20 protein-coding genes are annotated in these 21,160 nt (G+C 69.1%); 6 read left to right on the forward strand and 14 right to left on the reverse strand.

Annotation, left to right across the window (positions count from 1 at the left end):
• Positions 1-10 precede the first annotated feature (10 nt).
• A complete protein-coding gene (locus AMS67_RS10210) occupies positions 11-1,015 on the reverse strand; it encodes an aldo/keto reductase (protein ID WP_206541762.1) in 1,005 nt (334 codons plus the stop codon).
• A gap of 218 nt (positions 1,016-1,233) precedes the next feature.
• Here AMS67_RS10210 and AMS67_RS10215 point away from each other — a divergent pair, with 218 nt between their 5' ends.
• The 5 genes from AMS67_RS10215 to AMS67_RS10235 all read left to right on the forward strand — a co-directional run bounded on the left by AMS67_RS10215 (position 1,234) and on the right by AMS67_RS10235 (position 5,003).
• On the forward strand, positions 1,234-2,253 hold the full coding sequence (locus AMS67_RS10215; protein ID WP_241488046.1) for an aldo/keto reductase: 1,020 nt from the start codon (positions 1,234-1,236) through the stop codon (positions 2,251-2,253).
• Positions 2,254-2,279: 26 nt separating this feature from the next.
• The gene (locus tag AMS67_RS10220) at positions 2,280-3,104 is read left to right on the forward strand and encodes a sulfurtransferase (RefSeq protein WP_053387263.1); all 825 of its coding nucleotides are present in this window, start codon (positions 2,280-2,282) and stop codon (positions 3,102-3,104) included.
• Positions 3,105-3,150: 46 nt separating this feature from the next.
• The gene (locus tag AMS67_RS10225; protein ID WP_053387264.1) at positions 3,151-3,507 is read left to right on the forward strand and encodes a transposase; all 357 of its coding nucleotides are present in this window, start codon (positions 3,151-3,153) and stop codon (positions 3,505-3,507) included.
• Between the two features lie 129 nt (positions 3,508-3,636).
• Positions 3,637-4,083: an OsmC family protein gene (locus tag AMS67_RS10230; RefSeq protein WP_053387265.1), complete on the forward strand. Its 447-nt coding sequence runs from the start codon at positions 3,637-3,639 to the stop codon at positions 4,081-4,083.
• 44 nt (positions 4,084-4,127) lie between these two features.
• Entirely contained in the window at positions 4,128-5,003 is an 876-nt protein-coding gene (locus tag AMS67_RS10235; RefSeq protein ID WP_162230845.1) for a sulfurtransferase, read from the forward strand.
• Positions 5,004-5,065: 62 nt separating this feature from the next.
• Here AMS67_RS10235 and AMS67_RS10240 read toward each other — a convergent pair whose 3' ends face one another.
• On the reverse strand, positions 5,066-5,869 hold the full coding sequence (locus tag AMS67_RS10240) for a DUF1684 domain-containing protein (RefSeq protein ID WP_053387267.1): 804 nt from the start codon (positions 5,867-5,869) through the stop codon (positions 5,066-5,068).
• The gene (locus AMS67_RS10245; RefSeq protein WP_082305441.1) at positions 5,869-7,320 is read right to left on the reverse strand and encodes an FAD-binding oxidoreductase; all 1,452 of its coding nucleotides are present in this window, start codon (positions 7,318-7,320) and stop codon (positions 5,869-5,871) included. The genes AMS67_RS10240 and AMS67_RS10245 overlap by 1 nt, the downstream gene beginning before the upstream one ends.
• 169 nt (positions 7,321-7,489) lie before the next feature.
• Here AMS67_RS10245 and AMS67_RS10250 point away from each other — a divergent pair, with 169 nt between their 5' ends.
• A complete protein-coding gene (locus tag AMS67_RS10250; RefSeq protein ID WP_053387268.1) occupies positions 7,490-8,395 on the forward strand; it encodes a sulfurtransferase in 906 nt (301 codons plus the stop codon).
• A gap of 184 nt (positions 8,396-8,579) precedes the next feature.
• On the opposite strand, the gene AMS67_RS10255 is transcribed toward AMS67_RS10250, so the two are convergent.
• The 11 genes from AMS67_RS10255 to serS all read right to left on the reverse strand — a co-directional run bounded on the left by AMS67_RS10255 (position 8,580) and on the right by serS (position 21,151).
• Positions 8,580-9,863, reverse strand: coding sequence for an acyl-CoA dehydrogenase family protein (locus AMS67_RS10255; RefSeq protein ID WP_082305442.1), 1,284 nt, complete (start codon positions 9,861-9,863; stop codon positions 8,580-8,582).
• Positions 9,860-11,068 carry an LLM class flavin-dependent oxidoreductase gene (locus tag AMS67_RS10260; protein ID WP_053387270.1) on the reverse strand — a complete coding sequence of 403 codons (1,209 nt, stop codon included), beginning with the start codon at positions 11,066-11,068 and terminating at the stop codon, positions 9,860-9,862. The genes AMS67_RS10255 and AMS67_RS10260 overlap by 4 nt, the downstream gene beginning before the upstream one ends.
• Positions 11,065-12,150, reverse strand: a complete 1,086-nt coding sequence (locus AMS67_RS10265) for a ketopantoate reductase family protein (protein ID WP_053387271.1) — start codon at positions 12,148-12,150, stop codon at positions 11,065-11,067. The genes AMS67_RS10260 and AMS67_RS10265 overlap by 4 nt, the downstream gene beginning before the upstream one ends.
• Positions 12,147-12,884 carry a class II aldolase/adducin family protein gene (locus tag AMS67_RS10270; RefSeq protein WP_053387272.1) on the reverse strand — a complete coding sequence of 246 codons (738 nt, stop codon included), beginning with the start codon at positions 12,882-12,884 and terminating at the stop codon, positions 12,147-12,149. Before AMS67_RS10270 ends, AMS67_RS10265 begins: the two co-directional genes overlap by 4 nt.
• On the reverse strand, positions 12,881-14,215 hold the full coding sequence (locus AMS67_RS10275; RefSeq protein WP_053387273.1) for an NtaA/DmoA family FMN-dependent monooxygenase: 1,335 nt from the start codon (positions 14,213-14,215) through the stop codon (positions 12,881-12,883). The genes AMS67_RS10270 and AMS67_RS10275 overlap by 4 nt, the downstream gene beginning before the upstream one ends.
• A gap of 31 nt (positions 14,216-14,246) precedes the next feature.
• Positions 14,247-15,149: an ABC transporter ATP-binding protein gene (locus tag AMS67_RS10280; RefSeq protein WP_075201316.1), complete on the reverse strand. Its 903-nt coding sequence runs from the start codon at positions 15,147-15,149 to the stop codon at positions 14,247-14,249.
• Positions 15,146-16,276, reverse strand: a complete 1,131-nt coding sequence (locus AMS67_RS10285) for a FecCD family ABC transporter permease (RefSeq protein ID WP_053387274.1) — start codon at positions 16,274-16,276, stop codon at positions 15,146-15,148. Before AMS67_RS10285 ends, AMS67_RS10280 begins: the two co-directional genes overlap by 4 nt.
• Positions 16,277-16,306: 30 nt before the next feature.
• Entirely contained in the window at positions 16,307-17,455 is a 1,149-nt protein-coding gene (locus AMS67_RS10290; protein ID WP_075201341.1) for an ABC transporter substrate-binding protein, read from the reverse strand.
• A gap of 607 nt (positions 17,456-18,062) precedes the next feature.
• Positions 18,063-18,947 carry a LysR family transcriptional regulator gene (locus AMS67_RS10295; RefSeq protein ID WP_053387276.1) on the reverse strand — a complete coding sequence of 295 codons (885 nt, stop codon included), beginning with the start codon at positions 18,945-18,947 and terminating at the stop codon, positions 18,063-18,065.
• 46 nt (positions 18,948-18,993) lie between these two features.
• Positions 18,994-19,875 carry an HAD family hydrolase gene (locus tag AMS67_RS10300; protein ID WP_053387277.1) on the reverse strand — a complete coding sequence of 294 codons (882 nt, stop codon included), beginning with the start codon at positions 19,873-19,875 and terminating at the stop codon, positions 18,994-18,996.
• 4 nt (positions 19,876-19,879) lie between these two features.
• Complete coding sequence (gene serS / locus AMS67_RS10305; RefSeq protein ID WP_053387278.1) at positions 19,880-21,151, reverse strand: serine--tRNA ligase; 1,272 nt, start codon at positions 21,149-21,151, stop codon at positions 19,880-19,882.
• Positions 21,152-21,160: the final 9 nt, after the last annotated feature.

Genomic DNA, 21,160 nt, shown 5'->3' on the forward strand with positions numbered 1-21,160 from the left:
ATGCGTCCTCTCAGGAGTTCGGGTAGAGCTCGTCGAGCTGAGCGAGCAGCTCGGTCGACGGCTCGGGGAGTTGTGCGGACGCCAGATTGACGTCGAGTTGTTCGGGCTTCGATACGCCGAGCAGCACGCTGGCGACGGCCTGCTGGCGCAGGATCCAGCGCAGCGCGAGCTGCGGCGTCGTGGCCCCCTCCGACTCGGCGAGCCGCGCGAAGGCGCGGGTGCGCTGCACGTAGTCATCGGTCAGGAAGTCGGTGCCGAGGAATTCGCTACGCCCAGCTCGGGCGTCCTCGGGAATCTCGCCGGTCAGGTACTTGTCGGTGAGCAGGCCCTGCGCGAGCGGCGAGTAGACCACGATGCCGAAGCCGTGCCGGTCGGCCAGCTCGAGCAAATGACCGGGCCGCTCGATGGTGCGGTCGAGGAGCGAGTACCGGGGCTGCACCAGGGCGGCGGGCGTGCCGAGGCCGCGCAGCAGATCCGCAATCGTGTGAAGCGCTTCGGGCGGATAATTCGAGAGACCCAGGTAGCGCGCTTTCCCTTGTCGCACGATGTCGGCGAGCGCCTGTGCGGTTTCTTCGAGGGGGGTCACGGGGTCGTGACGGTGAGAGTAGAAGACATCGACGTGATCGAGCCCGAGCCGGGTCAGACTGCGGTCGATCTCCGCAAACAGGTGTCGGCGTGACGATCCCGAACCGTACGGGTGCGGTGCGACCTGATTGCCGGCCTTGGTGCTGACCGTGATCTCATCGCGGTGGGCGCGCAGTTCGCGACCGAGCACGTCACCGAGCACGGTCTCGGCGTGGCCGTGCGGCGGCCCGTAGCGGTTCGCGTTGTCGAAGTGGGTGATGCCGCGATCGAAGGCGCCGGTGATGAGGCCGGCCTGCGTGCGCCGGTCGTGCTGCTCTCCGAAGCTGTGCCAGAGCCCGAGGGCGAACGTCGGCAGCAGCAATCCCGAGCGGCCCGCGCGGCGATAGGCCACTCCGCGGTACTCGAGTTCACCGATCGTCGATTCCGTCATCTGCATCCCTTCGGGCGTCGGAGCGGCTTCGTATCCGCTCGCAGCGCTTCTTCGAGCCCTGCGTAGAAAATTATGGCTGCCATAACGTACACAACTAGAACATGTGACGTTATATTTCGTGATGATCGACGTTATAAATGCTGAAAACTATCGACCTACGCTTATATCTATACGAGACAGACAGTAATAATTCAGTTCCCGTCACAAAGGAGACGTCCGTGCCTCTCGCCCCCTCTGCCCCAGTGCCCCGCGGTCATCGCACGGTCGGGAGTTCCGGCCTCGTCGTCTCCGAGCTGGGCATCGGCGCGAGCACGTTCGGCCGATCCGGCATGCGCGCCGTCGGCGCCGAGCAGGTGCAGACGATCGTGGATCGCGCGCTCGACCTCGGCATCACGTATTTCGACCTCGCGGAGGGCTACGGCGACGAAGTCGGGCTGAGTGAGCAGCTCTTCGGCGACGCGCTGGGAGCACGACGTGAGCAGGTCGTCATCGGTACGAAGTTCGGCCGATCGCTGCTGCAGACCCGTGGGCCCGCCTATGCACTGACCGGGTCACGCAAGTACATCCTCTCCTCAGTCGAGGAGTCGCTGCGACGCCTCGGCACCGACTACATCGATCTCTATCAGATCCACTTCCCCGACGCGCACACGCCGATCGACGAGACGCTCGCGGCGCTCGACGATCTGGTGCGCTCCGGCAAGGTGCGGTACATCGGCGCCTCAAACTTCGCCGCCTGGCAGATCGCCGACGCGCAGCACCTCGCATCGGCAGCCGGCACGACGCGATTCATCTCGACCACCGACGAATACAACCTGCTCTGGCGCAAACCGGAAGAAGAACTGATCCCCGCGCTGCAACGGTTCGGGCTCGGCTTCATTCCGTACTTCCCACTGCAGAACGGACTGCTCACCGGTAAGTACGCCGCCGACCGCGCCCCCGAAGGCGCCAAGATCACGAACCTGAAGCGCAACCTGCTGCGCGAAGCCCCCTGGGAGGCGCTCGCCGCCTTCGAACGCTTCGCGCGCGATCGCGGCATCACGCCAACGGCCGTCGCCCTCGGCTGGTTACTCGCGCAGCCCACCGTCGCCAGCGTCATCGCTGGCGTCACCGTGCCCGAACAGCTCGATGAGAATCTGACCGCGACGCGCTGGGTACCGACCATCGAGGAAGAGCGCGAACTGCGCGAACTGCTCCCCGGTACTCTCTCGGGCGGCCCCGGTCAGGTCGTGACCGAATGACCGCAGCAGCCCAGATCGGAGACCCCATGACCCGCACTCGCGCCGCGTCGAACCCCGTACGCACACTCGCAGCCCTGCTCCGGGAACCGGCACCCGGCCCAGCCCGCATCGTCGAGATCGCGGCGCCCCCAGGCCGCCCCGGGGCGCACCGCACCGCACCGATTTCTGGCGCGCTCCAGCTCGGCCTCGACGACTTCGCGGGTGCCGAGGGCCCGACCACGGGCCGTCAGCCCCTGCCCGAGCACGCGACGCTCGTCGCGACGCTCACGACTGCCGGCATCTCCCCGAGCACTGCCGTCATCATCATTCCGCGCGATGCATCGGCGCTCAGTACGGCAGCCCGCGGCTGGGTCACCCTGCGCTGGGCCGGAGTCGCCGAGGTCTCCGTGCTCCACCCAGACGAGGCGGCAGAGGTCGCGGCTCGCAGCGAGGAGCTCGCCGCCTGGGCGGCGGCCTCCGGCACCGACCTCGCACCTGCCGCATTCGCGCGCAACGATGCCGTCGTCGCGACCGCCGACGAGGTCGCGACGCGAGACGCCGAGGCGATCCTCATCGACGCCCGCTCTCCCGATGCGTTCGGGGGCGAGGGCTCGCACATCGCGGGGGCCGTGAATGTGTCGACGGCAGCACTGCTCGGCGCCGGAGGACTGACGAACGCCGACGCACTGCGTCAGACGTACCGCGAGGCATTCGACATCGACCCGCTCGCACAGCCCCTCATCGTGTCATGCGGAAGCGGCATTTCGGCGAGCGTGCAGGCCCTGGCCCTGGCGCAGGCCGGAGTCGAGGCGCCGGTCTACATCGGTTCGTGGTCCGAGTGGAGCAAGATTTCTGCACCGCATCCGCTATAACAGATATCGCAGGCGTAATAACACGCGTGTAACTTTTGGAGGGGTCATGGCATTCGAGCGCAAGTACAGCGACGAAGTGCGCACCGCTTCCGTCGAAGAAGCCTTGCGGCGCCGACGCGCCGAACCGGGCAATCGCGCGATCATCCGCGAAGTCGCCGAGGAGTACTCCGTCGGCTACCAATCCCTGCGCCAGTGGCTCGCTCGCTTCGACGACGGAAGCTATGACTTCGATGACGAGAGCGACCCGTCCGATGGGCGCGATCCCGAGCTGAGCCGCGACGAACTGCTCGCACAGATCGCCCAGCTCGAGCAGCGCATCGACGTACTCGAAGCCGACAATCGCAGCCTCACTCGAGTCGTGGCGATGTTCGCCGACCAGCTGCGCCCCACCACCACCGCGTAAGAGTTCTCAACACCCCGGCATCGAGCGCACTCCGCTTGCTAAGGTGTGCGGACGCCGGTGCCCCGCGGCGCCGGGCTGCGCTGCCGCAGACGCCCCGACCGGGGGCGCGCGATCCGACCAGGAGGCCCGATGGAAGAGCAGGTCATCGTTGCGAGCCGCCTGCACGGATCGTTCACCGACACCCGTGGCCGCTACGCCCTCGCCGGTGACGGCTTCGAAATCGTCTCCGACGGGTCACCGATCAGCGGCGGGCCGGGCGAGGCCGCGAGCGCGCTCGATCTGCTCGTCGCGTCACTCGTGTCGTGCGCGCTGAATGCGTTTCGACAAGATCTGCTGGGCGACGGCGAAGAGGATCGCCGCGTCGAGATCTTCGCCCGTGTCGAGCGCAGTATCGACGCTAAGCGGCTTGGCACGCTCGTTATGGAGTGCTTCATCGAGAGCACGAGCAACGCCTCGGTCGATCCGGATCGTCTGGTCGCCGAATACAAGCGTCGCTGCCGCATCTACAACGCTCTCAAAGTCGATTTGCCGGTCGAGTTCGTCATTCACGGCACGGACGACGAGCCCGACTGGTGATGCTTCGCCCGGCCGACCGTCTGCTCATCAGGGCGCAAGATGCGGTGTCTTGGCGAACAGAGCTCGTGTTCGTCGAGGCCGTCCCGTGGCGCACCGACGCCAACGACCCGGCGCTGATCGCGGAGACGATTCCTGGGGCGCTTCGGGTCAGCGTGCGCGAGATCTTCGCGGGGCCGCCGCACCCCGGATCCGGACACCTGCCATTGCCGGATGCTCAGCTCGTGCGCGAGCGCGCGGCGAACTGGCGTCGCGCGCGGCCCAACGCCACTCTCGTTGTGTTCTCGCGCGATGCGCGCGATCTCACCTCAGCGACGCGAGCGTGGTTCGTGCTCTCGTGGGCGGGCGTGGCTGGGGTACGCGTGCTGCTCGGCGGCCTCGACGCGTGGGAGCGTGCAGGCGGGGCGCTTGGCCTCGCGAACACGCGCGACGAGATCACGATGCCCCGAGCAGTCGGCGCGACCCCGCAGCCGTGCGCGCCGCAGCAACCCGATTGGCCGGTCCGCGTCATCGCTGCTGAGACGCTGCTCGAGCGCGCAGCCCACGGCTCCGCGCTCGACGCGCGCCCGGCAGCGCACTACGTCGGGTTCACCGACGACCCGCGTTCCGGCCACGTGCCGGGGGCGGTATCGGCCCCCGCGACCGAACTCCTCGATGCCCGCGGCGCTCTGCGTTCGCCGTCAGACCTGCGCCGCTGGCTGCTCGAACGCGGCGGCATCGGCGCGCAACCGGTCGCCGCGTACTGCCACGGCGGCGTCGCCAGTTCCTCACTCGTCTTCGCCGGGGCGCTGCTCGGACAGCAGATCGATCTCTATGTCGACTCCTGGAGTGCCTGGGCGGAGCGCACCGACCTCCCGGTCGCGCACGGCTTGGCCCGTGGGCAGCTCACGGGCGACGACTTCAGCTGCTTCGACCCGCTCTGAACGGACTCCGCAGTGGGGTGACGCGATCCTGCGATCTCGCTCGAACCCCACCACGGCGCGACTCAGCTCGCCGCGTACTCCTGGTACCGCTCCCCCGCGCGCACGGCGACGCTGAGCCGGTTGTCGGCGGGCGGAATCGGGCACAGGTACGCGGGCGTGAACGAGCACGGGGGCAGGTAGGCGCGGTTCCAGTCGACGGTCACGGTCTGCGCGACGTCGTGCCCCTCGGGCAGTGCGACGTCGATGAAGCGGAACTGCTTCGTTTCGGCGCCGTTCGTGGTGTCGGCGAACGAGGCCCATACACCGGTGTCGTTGCGGAACCCTGCGAGACTCACCTCCGTGCCTCCGACCGTCACGGTGACGCGGCCGGCGACCGAAAACTCGGTCTCGCCCCCGTCGGCCTGGTCCACGCGCAGTGATTCGGGTGCCGGATCGTATCGACCCTTGGCGACCCACTCCGGCGACCACGCGAACGCGTCGATACCGGTCAGCGTGGTGCGCGTCTCGGCTTCAGGGTCGAGTCGGCGCACGGCGAGCAGCCCGCCCCGTTGCAGCACGCGCACGAGCTGCGCACCGACCTCGGCGCTCTCACCGGGAGCGAGGGCGACCTCGACGGCCTCGTCGGCGAGCGCGCCGTCGAGGCCGATGCCGGTGACCGTCGCGCCGTCAGACGACCAGGCGCCGGGCAGCCCGGGCAGTTCGCGCGGCTCGGCGTCGAGCCACACGGTGGCGACGGCCGAGGCGGTGCCGTGCGGGGCGCGAGCGCCGGAGAGGCGCTCCTCGCGCCACTGCTGCCAGGCCTGGGGCGCGGCTGCAGCGGCTGCGTCCTTGGCATCGTTCGTTGCGGGGGTGTCGGTCAGACTCATCAGAATCCCTTTCCCGGGTTCAGGATCCCAGCGGGATCGAAGACGTGCTTGATGCCGGCGTGCAGGTGCACGGCGACCTCGCCGAGCTCTTGCACACTCCACGCCTGCTTCACGATACCGACTCCGTGCTCGCCCGAGACGGTGCCGCCGAACTCGATCGCGAGCGCGAAGATGGCGTCGGCCGCGGCCTGCGCCTCGGCTTCGAACCGCGCCTGCTGCGCGGGGTCGTCGTGCGCGGGTACGAGCACGATCGGGTGCAGGTTGCCGTCGCCGGCGTGCCCCATCGTGAAGATGCGGGTGCCGGTCTCGGCGGCGATCTCGCCGATGCGTTCGACCGCCTGCGCCAAGCGGCTGATCGGCACCGAGATGTCTTCGATGAGCACCCGGCCGAGGCGCTCGAGCGAGGGGAGGGCGAGTCGACGGGTGCGAATGAGCTGCTCGGCTTCGGCGTCATCGGAGGCGATAGAGAGCTCGCTCGCGAAGGGGGTGAGCAACTCGGTGATGCGATCCGCCTCGGCTGCTGCACCCCACCCATCGGTCTGCACGATCACGAAGGCGCTGCCGCGTTCGCTGAATGACGTGCCCTCGACGGCGTCGATCGCCTCGAGCGTGGCGCGATCCAGCAGCTCATAGAGGCTCGGGGTGACGTCGGAGCCGAGCACCGCGATCGACGCCTCTGCGGCCGCCTGAATCGACGGGAAGTAGGCCGCGATCGTCACCGTGTCGCGCGGAATGGGCTGCAGCGCCACCGTCGCCTCGGTGACCACGCCGAGCGTGCCCTCAGAACCGGTGAGCAGCGAGACGAGGTCGTACCCGACGACCCCCTTCGCGGTCACGCTGCCGGTGTGCAGGGTGCGGCCGTCGCCGGTGACGACGGTGAGGCTGCGCACCGCGTCACGGGTCACCCCGTACTTCACAGCGCGGAAGCCGCCCGCGTTCGTCGCGATGTTGCCGCCGATCGATGAGATCGCGGCACTCGCCGGGTCGGGGGCGTAGCGCAGGCCGAACTCGGCTGCGGCCGCGTTCAGCGCCACCGGCGAGACCCCGGGCTGCACGATCGCGAGCTGATCGACGGGGTCGATGCGCACAATGCGGTCGAGCGGTGAGACATCGAGCACGATCCACCCGCTGCCCGCGGCAGAACCGCCGGCGAGACCGCTGCCCGCGCCGCGCGTCGCCACCGGCACCCCGTATTCAGTCGCGAGCGCGAGCACCCGGGCGACCCCGCGGGCGGTGAACGCGCGAATCACGGCGAGCGGCGCCCCCGTGGCCTGCCACGACGAGCGGTCGGCGACGGGCGCGGTCGCGGTGGTGATGATGTCGAGGTCGCGGTCTCCCTGCTCGGTGCGCTCCGTCTGATGTGCGAAGTCCGCGAGGTCCGCGAGCAAGCGGGCGCCGGATCGCCCGGCGTCGCCGTGCGTCCCCGAGTGGGCAGGTGCTGCGTCGGTCATCTCGCTCCGGTTCTCTGCGCACGGCCGCGCCGCGCGAGTGGCGCACTGCGCACCGCTCAGGGTTTCCACCGTAGAAGTTTCTCGCCCGCGATGTCCAAGCATTTCCGTGAATGACGCGCCATACCCGATCCGAATGACAGACGAGCGGGCGCGCGGCTAGCATCCGAGCATGAGCACCGACACGAATTCCGCCCGCGACACGATCCTGATCACGGCCGAGGCGCTCGAAGCGCAACTGGCCGCCGAGCGCGACCTGCCTACTGAGGCGCCCCGCACGCGCCTGCTCGACGTGCGGTGGACGCTGCCGCGCCCCGACGGCCGCCCGGCCTTTGCCGAGGGGCATATTCCGGGCGCGGTCTACGTCGACCTCGACACCGATCTCGCGCAGCACCTGACGCCCCAAGACGGGCGCCACCCGCTGCCGGATGCCGCAGCCTTCCAAGCCTCGGCACGCGCCTGGGGCATTCGCGAGCAAGACGAGGTCGTCGCCTACGACGGCGGAGGCAACTACGCCTCGGCACGCGTGTGGTGGTTGCTGCGCGACGCCGGCTTCGATCGCGTGCGTCTGCTCGACGGCGCGCTCCCGGCGTGGACCGAGGCGGGCTTCGCGCTCGAAACGGGCGAAGCGACTGCGGTGCCGGGCGACGTCACGCTGACCTCGGGCCGCCTGCCCGCACTCGCGATCGACGAGGTCGCCGGGTTCGTGGCCGACGGCGGCGCCCTGCTCGATGCACGCGCACCCGAGCGCTACCGCGGCGACGAGGAGCCGATCGACCCCCGCGCCGGCCACATTCCCGGCGCGCTCAACGCACCGACGGGCGGCAACCTCGACGACGACGGCCGCTTCCGCTCCACCGAGGAGCTGCGCGGTCGCTTCGCAAAGCTCGGCGTCGACGGCTCGCACCCGATCGGTGCCTACTGCGGCTCGGGCGTCACCGCGACGCACAACCTCGTCGGGCTCGCGCTCGCGGGCCTCGACGGTGCGCTCTTCCCGGGATCCTGGTCGCAGTGGTCGAACCACGACGAGCTGCCCGTCGCGACGGGTTCGGCGCCCGGTTCGGCTTCGGCGGAATAACGCCCCCGCGCACGCAAAAGTGCGGGATCGCGATAGGCCATCGCGATCCCGCACTCGTGCCCCATTCCCGTTCCCACCTCCGCCGAGACCCTCTGATCTCGCCGAAACCCTCCCATCTGCACGCGCACTTCGGAGGCGCTCGGCGAGATCAGAGGGTCTCGGCGAGAACGGCCCCGCCCGCACCTCAGCGCAGCAGGCGCCGCCCCGCCGCGACCAGCGCCGCGTCTTCTTGGGGCGGGTGCACGCGTGCGCAGAGCACGTCGCGTAGCAGGCGCTCGAACGGATAGTGCCGTGACAGCCCGGGGTTGCCGATCGCTGCAACGGCGGCCTGCACTGCGGCGATCGCCGATCGCACGATCTGCACCTTCAGCACGGGCGCCTGCGCGGCGACCGACGCCTCCCCGCGCTCGATGCGCAAGGCGGCACCGTAGAGCAGGGTCTCGGCCTGCGCGATCTGCGCATCGATCTCACCCGTGACCGACTGGATGCGCTCAGTCGTCGCGATCGGCCGACCAAGCGCCGCCGGCACGCGCTCGTGCGCGAATCGGATGAATGCCGTGCGCGCCGCTCGGGCGACCCCGACGTAGAGCGCGCCGCCCTGCAGCCCGGCTCCGGCTTCGGCTGCCGCGGGGTCGCGGTACGAACCGTCGGGCTGCCGCGGAATCTCCACGAACGCGTCGGCCGGCACCACGACGTCGCGGTAGATCACGTTGTGGGTGTTCGTGGCGCGCAGCCCGAGGTGATCCCAGGTCGGCACCCACGTGATGCCGCGCGCGTCGGCGGGCACGATGAGGTGCCCCACGCGCGGCGTCTCGAGCGGCGCCGGATCACCCGGCCCCGACGACTCGGCGTTGCCCGCTGCCCCGCGTGCAACGCCACCCGACTCATCGGCGACCACCCACACCAGGTGCGTGTCGAGCGCGGTGCCCCCGGTCGCGTACGCCTTCTCCCCGTTCAGCACCCACCCGTCGGCGGTGCGCCGCGCCACCGTGGCGGGCAGCCCGCCGCGCGCCGGGGCTCCGAGCTCGGGCTCGGCGCGAATCGCGTTCGCGAGCGTGGGCCGCTCGGCGCTGCGACGCGCGAACGCCAGATAGGTCTCTTCGGGCCACGCACCGCTGCCGTCTTGCGAGCTGTGGGCGCTGAGCGCGTTCTGCGCGAGCAGCGCGACCGACGCATCGCCCTCACCGAGTGCGACGAGAATGCGCGCGACGTCGAGCGCGCCGAGCCCCGGGCCGCCGAATCGCTCGGGCACGGTCGCGGTGAGCAGACCGGCGCGATGCGCGATCTCGAGGCCGCGCTCAGGCACGGAGCCGTCGGCGTCGGCTGCGGGCGCGTGCTCCGCGATGTCGGCGGCGACCGCGGTGAGCGCGGCCTCGCTGAGATCGGGCCGCACGAACACGGGCGCATCAGCTGCAGTAGGTGCGGGTGCGGGAGCCGACCGCTCCACAACCCCGGTGCCGGCGCTCATCGGGCACCCGCCAGCGCGAAGTCGGGCGCGAGCGCTCCGAGGTGTTCGGCTTGCAGCGCGCCCCGCTCCCCCGTGGACTGCCGATGCGCGAGCTCGCCCCGCACGAGTGGCAGCACGTATCGCCCGTAGTCGATGACGTCGTTGAGGGTGTCGTACCCGCGAATCGACACGATCGACGCCCCGAGGTCGATGTAGTCGAGAATCGCCGCGGCGACGGTCTCGGGCGTACCGACCAGCGCAGTCGAGGCCCCGAAGCCGCCGGTCGCCGCGGCGGTCTTCGTCCACAGCGCTCGGTCGTAGACCTCGCCGGCCGCTGCGAAGTCGAGCGCGCGCTGCGATCCCACATTCTCGGGAGCGCCGCCTGCCGCGCGCTGACGGGCGATCGACGCCGCGTGCGTCTCGCCGATGCGCGCAGCGATGCGCTCGGCTTTCTCCCACGCCAACGCCTCGGTGGGCGCGATGATAGGCCGAAACGTCACCCAGAAGCGCGGCCGATCGGCACGGCCCGCAACCTCGGCGATGCCGATCACTCGGGCGATCTGGGCCGCGATCTCGTCGAGCGGTTCACCCCAGAAGCTGAAGATATCGGCGAGTTCGCCGCCGAGCTCGAACGCCGCATCCGATTGCCCGCCGATCGAGATCGGCAACGGCCCGCCGGAGTGCGTCGGGAACCCGGGGCCGAAATCGTCGAAGCGGTAGAAACGTCCTTCGTGACTGAACGGCTCGGTGTCGGTCCACGCGCGCCTGAGCAGCGTCAAGAACTCGCGTGTGCGGGCGTAGCGATCGATCTTGCTCAGGTAGTCGCCCTGCCGCGCCTGCTCGGCGTCGGCGCCGCCCGAGATGAGGTGGATCAGCGCCCGCCCTCCCGTGAGCTGGTCGAGCGTCGCGAGCTGCTGCGCGACGACGAGCGGAAACGCGGTGTTCGGGCGCACGGCGACGATCGTTCCGAGACGCTCGGTGAGTTGCCCGATGGCCGACGCGAGCGCGATCGAATCGGCGCCGTCGGAGCCGTAGGGCACGAGCGTGTAATCGAACCCGCCGGCTTCGATCGCGGCGGCGTAGCGTCGCACGAATTCGCGGTCGAGCCCGCGACCCGGCACCGGTGCGAGCTCCGTCGACTGTGTCGTATGGATCTGGCTGACGAACTGCACGCTCGGCGCCGCGGTGCTCGGGATCGCCGCACCTGAGGTCACGGCCGCGCTCATGCGGGCACCTCCGCGAGCTCGTGCGTCGGCGCTTCGACCGAAGTTCCGGGTGACGGAGAGCTTGCCGCCGCACTGCGCTGTCGCACCGCGTCAATTGGACGCACCCCGGGTTGCTCACCCGCCGCAGCCGCAGCCGCGAGCTCGCGCTGCACCGCAGTGTTCACGGGTGCGTTGATACCGAGTTGGCGGGCGAGCACCGCGATCTCGCCGTTCAAGAAATCGACCTCGCTGCCCGAGCCACGCGTGAAGCTCTGCCAGGTCGACAGCCCCTGAATGGGAGCATCGGCGGCGATCTCGACGCGTGCGAGATCGCGATCGTACGTGATCTCGGTCGCTGGGTCGGCGAGTGAGAACCCCGCGGCTTCGAGCACCGTGCGGGCCTCGGCAGAGAGCAGCGCCTGCAACTCCTGCCGCTCTGCCGGCGCGCCGGCCAGCACTTCGGCGGGGAACGTTACCGACACCGACAGCTTCCACGCGAGCCAGCGGCGCGGATCGTCTGTCTGCTGTACGAGCCATTCGGCGGCACGGAGATCCTGCACGATCGCCGGTACCCGCTCGGCGACCGCCGCATCGTGCGCCGCACTCGGATACGCACCGAGAATGATCTGCCCGAGTTTTGGGCCGTTACGCACGTCGATCGTGCCCGCACTGAGGTGGCTCGCGGCGATGAGCGCCACGCCGCCGATCACCTGGGCGAAATGGCGCGTGGCGACGCGCGGCGCATCGAGTCCGTTCTGCAGCGTGACGATCGGCAGCACCTCGGCTGCGGGCACCGTCGTGCCGGCGTCGTCGAGCACAACCGGACGCTGGGCCCAGGCGCGTATGGCGGCCTCGGCGTCTTGCGATTTCACCGCGAGCACGAGCACGTCATCGACACGCAGCTCGAGATCGGCGGGCGACCCGACCACCGGCGCCTCGACCACGTGATCGGTGCCCTGGTGACGCACGCGGAGCCCCCGATCGCGAATGGTGTCGAGCGTTGTGCCACGTGAAACAATCGTCGCGTCGCGCCCCGCCTGTCGCAGGCCGAGGGCGAGCGCCGCACCGACGCCTCCCGATCCGATGATGATGTACCGCGTCATCGCAGTGCCTCCCGTTCTGCTCCGGTGAATACCGGTTCGAAGTGTGCACGCCCGAGCTCGGGCGTCAGTGTCCAGGCCTCGACCACCTGATCGGGCAGGGTGCGCCGCCCCTCGATCCCTTCGAGGGCGAGGTTCGCGTCTGCCGAGCGCTCGGCGGCCCAGAGCAGGAACGCGGCCTCGGCCACGCTGCTGCCCCAGGTGACGAACCCGTGACCGGCCTGCACGATCACACGCTTGCCGGCCTGCGCCAGCTCGACGTTGGTGGGCGCGGGGGCCGCCCCGCCGGTGCCGCCGCCCTCACCCCACAGGCCGCTGCTCAGCCCCTGCAAGCCGATCAGCCCGGCCGAGTCCGTGTTGACGGCTTCGAGCGGGCGCCCGAGATTCGACCAGATGAATCCGCGCGGCGTGTGCAGGTGGAACACTGCCGCCGCCTCCGGGGCAGCGTCGTGGATCGCGATATTGCCTGCGAACCCGTACACCGCGTGGCTGGTCGCCGCCGACACGGGCGCGCCCTGGGCATTGACGAGCACGAAGTCGGCAGGAGTGACCGTGCTGATGCTGACGCCGAAAGGATTCACCCAGTAGTGGCCGGGTGCCTCAGGCGCGCGGGCGGTGACGTGACCGTTGAACCCGAACTCGTAGCCGAGCGCGCCGAAGTGGCGCAGTGCAGCGGCGAGCTCCCACCGCACGTCGCGATCTCGTGGTGCGGGCGGGGGTGGAAACGATGCGCTCATCGGGCGCCTCCTGAGGTCGGAATGGTGAGGCCGAGGTTCTCACGCAGCGTGGCGTGCGCGTACTCGGTCTGGAAGAGGCCACGGCGCTGCAGCTCGGGCACGAGGTGCTCGGTGATCGCCGACAGGCCGTGCGCGTAGTTGTTGTAGAACGGCAGAAAATTGAAGCCGTCGGCAGCGCCGCGCTCGAAGCGCTCCTGCAGCTGATCGGCGATGCGCTCGACCGAGCCGATCGGAAACCAGTGGCCGGCGGCGCTCGCGTGGTAGAGCACCAGGTCGCGCACGGTGCGCAGTTCGCCCCGCTGCAGCAGCCGCAACAGCACGCCGTAGCGCGAACGACGGCCCTCGACCGCGCTCTCGGGCGGCAGGGAATCGACCGGCACCGCGTCGTCGAGACCGAGATCCTCGAAACCCCGCCCGTCGAACTGCGACGCGAGCTGGCGACGCGCCTGCTCAAAATCGAGGTCGGCGTAGGCCTCGTGCCACAACCGCTTCGCCTCCTCATCGGTCGACCCGATCACCGGAGCGACCCCCGGAATGAGTTTGACCTCGGAGCGATTGCGCCCGGCGCGCTGCACCCGCTGCGCGAAGTCTCGTTCGAATGCCACCGACTCGGCGACATCGATCAGCCCGGTCGTGAACACGAGATCGGCGCGCGCCGCCCCGAGGTTCTTACCGAGATCTGACGAACCGGCCTGGGCGAGCACCGGCTTGCCCTGCGGACTGCGCCCGATGTCGAGTGGGCCCTGCACCGAGAAATGCTTCGATTTCCAATCGATCGTGCGCACCCGCTCGGGGTCGATGAGCAGGTTGCGCTCGCGATCTGCCACGACCGCATCACTGTCCCAGCTCTCCCACAGCGCGTCGACGACGCCCGCGAACTCCGCGGCGATCTCGTACCGGGTGTCGTGCGTCGCGTCGCCCTTGCCGAAGTTCGGGCCGCCGCCCGCCGAGGTCACGAGATTCCACCCGGCGCGGCCCGACGAAATGTGGTCGAGGGACGCAACCTGACGGGCGACGTTGAAGGGCTCGAAGAACGAGGTCGAGATCGACCCGATGAGCCCGACGCGCTCCGTCTGCAGCGCCAAGGCGCTGAGCAGCGTCGTCGGTTCGAGGCCAAGGTCGACCGACTGGGGCGACGAAGCGACCCCGTCGGCGAGAAACACGGTGTGCAGCTTCGCGGCCTCGGCCTGCTGCGCCTCGCTGACGTAGTGCTGAATGTCGCTGCGCGGGGTCTGATCGTGCGGGTAGCGTCGCCGCCAGTTTTGCGAAGGGTTGCCGAGCAGCACCCCGAGCACGAGTCCGTCGCGCTCAGCGGTGGTGGATGCGGTCATTGCGTTCTGCCTTTCGTGAGTCGGATCGGGGTCAGCGCGTGCCGTCGAGCTGCAGTTCGCGCACCCGCGGCTCGGGCTGAGGTGCAGGCAGCTCACTGGCGTCGTCGACGTCTGTATTGCCCGCGAGCGCCTCGTCGGCGGCGAGCGCGCGATCCGGCGCCCGAACTTCGGCGGCGATGGGATGAATCTCGACAAACCCGCGGTAGATCGACAACTCGACATCGATGCCGTACACCTCGCGGATGATCTCGGAGGAGTACACATCGATCGGAGCGCCGGCCGCGAGAATCTCGCCGCCCTGCAAGAAGACGACCTCGTCGCAGAAGCGCGCTGCCTGGTTCAGGTCGTGGATCGCGATGACCGCCGCGACCCCGCTCTCGCGGGCGATGCGCTGCGCGAGCGTCAACGTCTCCCACTGATAGCGGATGTCGAGCGCTGAGGTGGGCTCGTCGAGCAGCAGGATCGTCGGATCCTGAGCCAGCGCCCGCGCGATGAGCACGCGCTGCGCCTGCCCTCCCGACAGCTCGCCCACCGAACGATCGGCCAGCTCATCGAGGCCGAGGGCTGCGAGCGCGCGATCGACGTGCTCCCAATCCTCGTCGCGCGGTCGCGTGCCGAAGTAGGGGGTGCGACCGAGCAGCACCGACTCGCGCACGTCTTGCGCGAACGCCAAGTTGATGTTCTGCGGCACGTACGCCACGAGCTGTGCGAGGTCGCGCCGTGCGATCGTCGTGAGATCGGTGTCGCCCTGCCACGTCACGGTGCCGGCCTGCGGGCGGTTGATGCCCGCGATCGTCTTGATGAGCGTGGACTTGCCGGCGCCGTTCGAACCGAGCAGACCGACGAGGTGGCCAGGCTGCACATCGAACCCGACTCCCTGCAAGATGTCGTGCTTGCCATACGAGACGCGGAGCTGATCGACGGAGAGCGTCATGAGAGTGCCTTCTTTCGCGACAGGATGAGATAGATGAAGATCGGAGCACCGACGATCGCGTCGATGATGCCGACGGGCATGACCGCGGGGTTCACGATCTGACGACCGACGATGTCGGCGACGATGAGCAGCAGCGCGCCGATCACCGCGGCGAACGGCAGCAGGAAGCGGTGATTGCCGCCGATGAGCAGCCGAGCAATATGGGGACCCACGAGCCCGACGAAGCCGATGATGCCCATGAAGCTCACGGCGACCGCGGTCAGCACGGTCGCCACCGCGATGAGTTCGAAGCGCACGCGCGTCACCGGTACGCCGAGGCTCTTCGCCGCGTCGTCGCCGCCGAACGCGATCGCGTTGAGCGTGCCGCTGCGCAGTTGCACCCAGGGCAGCGCCACGAGCAGCAGCACCAGCAGCGTCACCACCTGATACCAGACCGAATTGTTCACCGACCCCCACGTCCAGCGCACGATCGCCGCGAGCACCTCGTCATCGGCGAAGTACTGGATCGCCGCCGTCAACGCCCCGAACAACTGGGTGAGCGCGATCCCGAGCAAAATCAGCGTCGTCGCCTCGAGCTTGCGACGTGACGCGAGCAGCAGCACGATCACCGTGTTCGCGATGCCCGCGACGAGCGCGCCGACCACCAACAGAATGCCGGAGGCCGTCGCGCCCGCCCCGAAGACGACGATCGCGAGCGAAGCGCCGAACGCCGCGGCCGGTGCGATGCCGAGGGTGAACGGACTGACGAGCGGGTTGCGCAGCAGTCCTTGGAACAGCACGCCCGCGACCGCCAGTGCGATGCCGCCCAGGATGGCGAGACCCACGCGCGGCAAGCGCAGCTCCCAGATGATCGTCTGCGCTTTCACCGAAGCCGCATCAGCCGGCACAGAGCCGGTCGCTTTGCTCCAGATCGCCCCGAAGAGGTCGCCGATGTCGGCGCCGGCGGTGCCCACGAGCACGCTGACCACCGAGGCGATCACGATCGCGGCGAGACCGACGACGATGGTGATGACGTGGGTGCGATACCGCGCCGCGTGACGCGATTTCTGAGGCGTCGCGGTCTGCCCGTTCTGCGGGGGCTCGCCAGCTGAGTTAGGCGAAAGCCGTTCCAAAATCGATGCGCTCATTCTCTTGCTCCGTATACAGAGTCCGCGGACTCAGCCCGCGTACTTGACGATGTAGTCGGCTGCGGGTCGGGGCTCGACGCCCTGCAGTTCGAGCCAGGTGCCGAAGTAGTCGTCGACGTCGACATCGGCGAACTCCTCGGGGTACAAGATCTTGGCGAGTGCGACCGACCCGATCTTCTTGCCGAGCGTGCTCCACAGGAAGTTGCTCGTCACGTAGATGTCGTCGTTCTGCACCGCGGTGATCTGATCCCAGCCGCCGCGCTTCGCGATCGCCGCAGCCGCGCTTTGCAGCTCCTGCGCATCGACCGGTTCGATCCCCGCGGTGAGCCCGCCGACCGTGTTCTGAATGATGACGTCGGGGTTCCGCTCGATGATCTCGACAGGATCGACCGGATAGTTGTGAATCTTGGCGCTCTGGTCATCGGTGATGTTGACGTCGCCGAAGATGTTCTCTCCGCCCGCGTCGACGATCTGGTCGTGGAACCCCGAGCCCGGCACCACGGTGCTGTACTCCGTCGAACCCTCGAAGTAGACCTTCTTGCGCTCGCCCTCGGGAATGCCCTCGGTGTGCGCCGCCAGCGTCTCATCGATGTCGTCGTAGAGCGCGGCGGCCTCGGCCGCCTGATCCTCCGTGCCGAGAATCTCGCCCAGCACCGGAATGAACTCGCGCAGCACCGTAGGATCCCACCCGGTCACCACGAACACGTCGATGCCGAACGGCTCGAGCTTCTCGACCGCGTCCTCCCACGGACCATTGCGCATCACGAACGCCACCTGCGCACCGCTGTCGACGACCGTCTCCCAGTTGGGTTCGTCGTACGCGCCGACGCTCTGCGCATCGGCGAAACTCGCCCAGTACTCCTGGTTGTTCGCATTGAGCGGGTTCGCGGGGTCGGTCGCGTCGCTGTGTGCGACGATCTTGTCGCCGCCGCCGACGAGACGCACCGCCTCGGCCTGGTACTGGAAGTCGGTGTAGACCGCCGTCACCGGCAGATCGATCTCGACCTCGCGGCCCAGCTCGTCGACGAACGTCTGCGTGCCGGTCGGTTCGGCGGCCGAGGCCGCGTCTTCGCCGGGGGCGGCAGACGCGGTGGAACAGCCGACCAAAGCGCCGGCGGCGATGCCGACTGCCGCGACCGCGGCGGCGGCCCGGGCAAGCCGTTGGATGGGTGATGACATGTCGGTGAATCCTTTCGCGCGGCGCCGGTTCGATCCGTGCGCCGTGAAGCTGAGTGAGTCCGCGCGTTCGGCGGGTGGACTCATTCGAGCAGCGCGGGCCACCGGGCGTCCAAGCACCAGGCGGAATGAGGAGTCATCACTGATCCGCATGGTTGGCGTCGGTGGGTGCCGGATCCGCGTGAACTCGCGGATCTCCGCGACTTCTGGCGTGTGCGGCGCGTGCGGTAGATGACGCGCGGGGGCCGACTCTTACGCGATGTGTCGCGCGGGGCGCGTCACACGGCGCAACGTCACGCTGGGACTGGGCGGCCCCAGCCGTGCTGTCGCCGGGCCCGGCTCACCGCTGCCCCTCACCCGCGCAGCGCCGATCCGCCCGCGTGCCCGTCCGCAGCCCCGTCCTGCCCGCCCAAAACCCGCCGAACCCCTCTGATCTCGCCGAGCGCCTCTCATCTGCGCGCACAGATGAGTAGCGTTCGGCGAGAAAGGAGGGGCTCGGCGGGGAAGAGCGCCGGGCGCACGGGAAGCGGGGCGGGGGCGAGGCGCGGGCGCGGGGGCCAGCGGGGCCGGGCTGGGCCGGGCGGGGAAGCAGCCGCTGGCCGCGCCGCGCCTACGCCGAGACGGCGCGCAAGCGGCGGTAGCGGTGCGCCGCGAAGAACTCGGTCAAGGCAGTGCGTGCCGTCTCTTCGAGCACGGCGTCGACCCCTCGGCGCGACGCGAGGTTCACGCCGATCTCGCCGAGTTCGGGCAGCGACGGGCGCACCTCGAGGCCGGCCGGTGCCGACTCGCCGGCGGCCGGGAGCACCGCGACACCGAGGCCGGCGCGGGCCGCCGCGATGACGCCTTCGAGGCTCACCGACTCGACGGCGATCTGCACCTGGTAGCCGGCCTGGTTCAGTTCGTGCAGTGCGCGCTGGCGCATGCCGCACGGTTCCACGTAGGCGACGAGCGGCAGGGGGCCATCGGCCGTCGGCGGCTCCCAGCCGGGAGCGGCGTACCACTGCAGCTGCAGCGATCCGATTTCGACGCCCACCGTCTCCGCGCCGAAGCCGAGAATAACCGCCAGATCGACTTCGCCTCGGCCCACGGCTTCGCTGATCTGCGTCGATCGATCGATCGTGAACTGCACCTGTTTGTCAGGGTATGCCCCGCTGATGGTGCGCAGCAGTTCGGGCAAGATCTGTTCAGCGGCGGTTTCGGTTGAACCGATCGTCACCTGCTGCCGGTGCCCCGTCTCGAGCCGAATGAGGGCCTCGTCGTGCGCCGCGAGAATGCGGCGCGCTTCGGCGAGCAGTGCCTCGCCGGCCGTCGTGAAGCGAATCTTGCGGCCATCGCGTTCGATCAGTGTTTGCCCGATGCGCTGTTCGAGCAGCCGCACATGCTGGCTGACCGCCGGCTGGCTCAGGTGCAGCACGGTCGCGGCGCGGCCGAAGCCTCCGTATTCCGAGATCGCCTGAAACGTCCGCAAGTGCGAAATCTCGAGAATGGAAGACATAAGCCCAGCTTATGCCAGGCCATCGTGACTTTTGCGGTACTGAGACTTACTTCGTCACACGCAGCACAGGAAAGCGCTCGCGCAGTGCGGTAAGCAGGCCGACCTCGTCGATCGTGCCCGTCACGCGACCGGCGACCGCTTGCACCTCGGGCACTGCCTGGCCCATCGCGACCGAGTCTCCACGTTTCGCGGCCCATCGCAGCATCTCGATGTCATTGCGCCCATCGCCCGCAGCGAAGACGCGTGTGCCATCGATGCCGAGGTGCGACGCCACGACCTCGAGCGCGCTCGCCTTCGTGACCCCGTCGGGCGCGATATCGAGCCACGACGTGCTGCCGACGGCGTACGAGACATGGGTGAGCCCCATCGTGCTCACGACATCGAGAAACTCTTCAAGACGGTGATCGGGTGACACGACGACCACGCGCGACGCCTGCACGCCGAGCAGTTCTTCGAACGGCACCCGGCGCTGCGTCGACGGCAGCGTGCCGGTCGGAATCTCTTCGGTGTAGAGGAACCCGCCATCGGCGAGCTCGACCGCGAATCGGGCGGTGACCAGCTGGGTGCGAATCTTGCGCAGCGCGTCACTCGGGTCGAACGCCTCGACGAACTCACGACGGTACGCACGCGGTGCGAGCGCGTCGCGGCGCAGCGTCACGGCCCCGTTTGCCGCGATGACCCACTCGGGGCGAATCTGCAGTCGCTCGACGATCGGCAGCGTCGCATCGACGGAGCGACCGGTCGCGATGACGACCTCGTGCCCCAACTCGTGAAGCGCGCGAATCGCCGCCGCGAGATCCTGGTCGATATGCCCGCCGGCGGCGTCATCGCCCGCGCCCTCGCCGAAACCGTGGTTGAGCACGGTCCCGTCGATGTCGAGCGCGATGAGGTGGCGTTCTGCGGCGGGAATGCGAGGGGCGTTGCTCATGCGGTTAGGCTCCTGCGATCGGTGTCAGCACTTCGAGGCCACCGAGGTAGGGGCGCAGCACCTCGGGCACGCGCACACTGCCATCGGCTTGCTGGTGCGTCTCGAGGATCGCCACGATCCACCGCGTCGTCGCGAGCGTGCCGTTCAGCGTCGCGACCGCCGCGGTTTTGCCGCTCTCGGTGCGATACCGCGTCGACAGGCGTCGCGCCTGATACGTCGTGCAGTTACTCGTCGAGGTGAGCTCGCGGTACGCATCTTGCGTCGGCACCCACGCCTCGATGTCGAACTTGCGCGCGGCACTCGACCCGAGGTCGCCGGCCGCGACGTCGATGACGCGGTAGTGCAGCCCGAGCGACTGCAGCATGTCTTCCTGCCACGCGACGAGACGATCGTGCTCGGCCTCGGCCTCGGCCGGGTCGGTGTAGACGAACATCTCGAGCTTGTTGAACTGGTGCACGCGCAGAATGCCGCGGGTGTCTTTGCCGTGCGACCCGGCCTCGCTGCGGTAGCAGGTCGACCAGCCGGCGTAGCGCAGCGGCCCGTCGTTCAGATCGACGATCTCGTCGGAGTGGTACCCCGCGAGCGCGACCTCGCTCGTGCCGGTGAGGAAGAGGTCTTGCGCCGGCAGGTGGTAGACCTCGTCGGCGTGCTCGCCGAGAAACCCGGTGCCCTGCATGATCTCGGGCTTCACAAGCGTCGGCGTGATCAGCGGCGTGAAGCCGTGGTCGAGCGCGCGGTTGAGCGCGTGGTTCATGAGCGCCAGCTCGAGGCGGGCGCCGACGCCGCGCAAGAAGTAGAAGCGGGCGCCCGACACCTTCGCGCCGCGCTCCATGTCGATGGCGCCGAGCAGTTCGCCGAGCTCCAGGTGATCGCGGGGCTCGAAGTCGAACGTCGGCTGCTCGCCCACCGTGCGCAGCGTGACGAAGTTCTCTTCGCCACCGGCGGGCACGCCATCGATGATGAGGTTCTGAATGCTCAGCGCGAGCGTCTCGAACTCTGCCTCGGCGGCTTTCGCCCGCGCGTCGGCGGCCTTCACGGCGGCGGCGAGCTGCTGCGCCTGCGCGATGAGCGCGGGCTTCTCCTCTTTCGAGGCGACCTTCACCTGCTTGCCGAACTCATTCTGCTCGGCGCGCAGCGACTCGAACTCGCCGAGCGCAGCACGACGACTCGCATCGGCGGCGAGCGCCTGATCTACCACCGCCTCGTCGTTTCCACGAGCGCGCTGCGAGCGCTTGACGGCTTCGGGATCGTTGCGGAGCAGTACTGGATCGATCACGCGCTCCAG

The sequence above is a fragment of the Leucobacter japonicus genome (genome assembly GCF_001273855.1).
GTDB lineage: Bacteria > Actinomycetota > Actinomycetes > Actinomycetales > Microbacteriaceae > Leucobacter > Leucobacter japonicus.

Bases quoted from the DNA above. Each gene is read 5' to 3' on its own strand.
- AMS67_RS10260 (WP_053387270.1), bottom strand. From the start codon at position 11,068: ATGAGCGCGGCCGTGACCTCAGGTGCGGCGATCCCGAGCACCGCGGCG.
- AMS67_RS10270 (WP_053387272.1), bottom strand. From the start codon at position 12,884: ATGAGCGCATCGTTTCCACCCCCGCCCGCACCACGAGATCGCGACGTG.
- AMS67_RS10245 (WP_082305441.1), bottom strand. From the start codon at position 7,320: ATGACCGACGCAGCACCTGCCCACTCGGGGACGCACGGCGACGCCGGG.
- AMS67_RS10230 (WP_053387265.1), top strand. From the start codon at position 3,637: ATGGAAGAGCAGGTCATCGTTGCGAGCCGCCTGCACGGATCGTTCACC.
- AMS67_RS10275 (WP_053387273.1), bottom strand. From the start codon at position 14,215: ATGACCGCATCCACCACCGCTGAGCGCGACGGACTCGTGCTCGGGGTG.
- AMS67_RS10290 (WP_075201341.1), bottom strand. From the start codon at position 17,455: ATGTCATCACCCATCCAACGGCTTGCCCGGGCCGCCGCCGCGGTCGCG.
- AMS67_RS10285 (WP_053387274.1), bottom strand. From the start codon at position 16,276: ATGAGCGCATCGATTTTGGAACGGCTTTCGCCTAACTCAGCTGGCGAG.
- AMS67_RS10295 (WP_053387276.1), bottom strand. From the start codon at position 18,947: ATGTCTTCCATTCTCGAGATTTCGCACTTGCGGACGTTTCAGGCGATC.
- AMS67_RS10210 (WP_206541762.1), bottom strand. From the start codon at position 1,015: ATGACGGAATCGACGATCGGTGAACTCGAGTACCGCGGAGTGGCCTAT.
- AMS67_RS10280 (WP_075201316.1), bottom strand. From the start codon at position 15,149: ATGACGCTCTCCGTCGATCAGCTCCGCGTCTCGTATGGCAAGCACGAC.
- AMS67_RS10300 (WP_053387277.1), bottom strand. From the start codon at position 19,875: ATGAGCAACGCCCCTCGCATTCCCGCCGCAGAACGCCACCTCATCGCG.
- AMS67_RS10220 (WP_053387263.1), top strand. From the start codon at position 2,280: ATGACCCGCACTCGCGCCGCGTCGAACCCCGTACGCACACTCGCAGCC.
- AMS67_RS10265 (WP_053387271.1), bottom strand. From the start codon at position 12,150: ATGACGCGGTACATCATCATCGGATCGGGAGGCGTCGGTGCGGCGCTC.
- AMS67_RS10240 (WP_053387267.1), bottom strand. From the start codon at position 5,869: ATGAGTCTGACCGACACCCCCGCAACGAACGATGCCAAGGACGCAGCC.
- AMS67_RS10255 (WP_082305442.1), bottom strand. From the start codon at position 9,863: ATGAGCGCCGGCACCGGGGTTGTGGAGCGGTCGGCTCCCGCACCCGCA.
- AMS67_RS10225 (WP_053387264.1), top strand. From the start codon at position 3,151: ATGGCATTCGAGCGCAAGTACAGCGACGAAGTGCGCACCGCTTCCGTC.
- AMS67_RS10250 (WP_053387268.1), top strand. From the start codon at position 7,490: ATGAGCACCGACACGAATTCCGCCCGCGACACGATCCTGATCACGGCC.